Origin of the sequence: Streptomyces turgidiscabies Car8 (genome assembly GCF_000331005.1) — a bacterium.
Taxonomy (GTDB): domain Bacteria; phylum Actinomycetota; class Actinomycetes; order Streptomycetales; family Streptomycetaceae; genus Streptomyces; species Streptomyces turgidiscabies.
Genome location: NZ_AEJB01000156.1, coordinates 1 through 1,511 on the forward strand (window position 1 = coordinate 1; position 1,511 = coordinate 1,511).

General features: G+C 75.8%; 2 protein-coding genes. Both read right to left on the minus strand.

Annotated elements, in window-relative coordinates; all coding sequences use genetic code 11:
• Positions 1 to 1,233: ABC transporter transmembrane domain-containing protein (locus STRTUCAR8_RS09990; protein ID WP_006375483.1), on the minus strand; the 1,233-nt coding region annotated here is incomplete at its 3' end.
• Between the two features lie 87 nt (positions 1,234 to 1,320).
• Positions 1,321 to 1,437, minus strand: coding sequence for a SapB/AmfS family lanthipeptide (locus STRTUCAR8_RS09995; protein WP_044471953.1), 117 nt, complete (start codon positions 1,435 to 1,437; stop codon positions 1,321 to 1,323).
• Positions 1,438 to 1,511 lie beyond the last annotated feature (74 nt).

Consider the following 1,511-nt stretch of genomic DNA (forward strand, 5'->3'; position numbering starts at 1 on the left):
GTCGTGGTCCAGCTCGGGCAGCGGCACGCCGTCCAGGAGCACGGTTCCCTCGTCGGGATCGGCCAGCCGCCCGGCGAGCGCGGCGAGGAGGGACTTGCCCGCGCCGGATCGGCCGACCACGGCGAGGGTGCCGCCCTCGGGCACGACCAGGTCGACGCCGTCCAGGAGCGTCCGTCCGCCGCGCCGGGCGGTGACGCCGCGCAACTCCAGCCGGCCCCGCCCCGGGGGCAGCCGGCGGTTCCCGTACGCCGTCACCGGCTCGGCCAGGACCTCACCGAGGCGCCGGGCCGACGCCCGGGCCCGGACCAGGCCCGACAACTGGCCGACCAGGACGCCGACCCCGGCCGCCAGGACGGCGTACCGCGAGGCGGCGAGCATCTCGCCCACGGTCAGCCGGCCGCGGACGAGCAGGACACCGGCGACGGCCACGACCCCCAGTTGCAGCAGGGGAGCCAGGGCGACCGCCCGGGCCGCCGCGCGTCCCTGGACGTGCCACATCCGGTGGCCCGCGCGGGTGAGTTCGGGCAGTGGCCGCAGGACCCGGGCCACCTCCCGGTCCGCCGTCCCGCACGCGGCGATGGTGCGGGCTCCGCCGATCGCCTCCGTGAGTCCGCTCGCGATCCGCCCCTGGGCGTCCTGGTAGTCGGCCACACACCGTGAGGAGTCCTGGGTGAAGGCCCGCAGCAGCAGGGCCAGCAGCGGCGCCCCGGCGAGGAACACCGCGGCCAGCCACGGGTCGAGCAGGCCGAGTGCCACCACAGCTCCGAGCGGTCCGGCGAGCGCGGCCAGCAGCGCGGCGAGGGCGGCGGGCGCGGTGCCGGCCTGGGCGGCGTTGCCGACCATCCGGGCCACCAGTTCGCCGGACCCGAAGCGTTCCCCGGCGCGTGGCCCCACGGCGAGCAGATGCCCGGTCAGCCGGTGTCGCAGCCACGCCGTGGCGCGGGCGCTGGTGGATCCGCTCAGCACGGTCTCGACGGCGTCGAGGACGGCGAGCAGCAGCACGATGACGGCGCACCACAGGACCCAGCGCAGGGCGCCGGTGCCGTCAGGGTGCGCAAGCAGTGTGTCGAGAGCCCGCCCCAGGGCCAGGGGCAGGGTCACGCCGAGCCCCGTCGAGACCGTGGCCACCAGGAACAGGACCGCGCAGCTCGCCCGGGTGCGGCGCACTGTCGCGCGCAGCGGCGAGGGGGTGTCCTCGGCCGGGGCCGGCCGGTCGGGGGAGATGGTCGTCATCGGGTGGGCCCTCCGACGGGGAATGACGGACCGCCGGGCGGCCCTCCACGAGTGGGAGGGACCGCCCGGCGTGTTTGCCGGCAGTGCTCAGAGACAGAGGGTGACGCTCGCCGCGCTCACGCAGGACAGCAGGCTCAGCGTGCTGTTGCCGCCGGTGCTGGCGGTCTCGTCGGACTCCATCGTCTGAAGGTCGAGCAGTGCCATGTCGATTCCTTTCGTCGATCCCGGTGGTCCGGGTTCTCTGTGGGGACGGGTGTCGCGTCACGACTCCTGGTGAG

Bases quoted from the DNA above. Each gene is read 5' to 3' on its own strand.
- STRTUCAR8_RS09995 (WP_044471953.1), bottom strand. From the start codon at position 1,437: ATGGCACTGCTCGACCTTCAGACGATGGAGTCCGACGAGACCGCCAGC.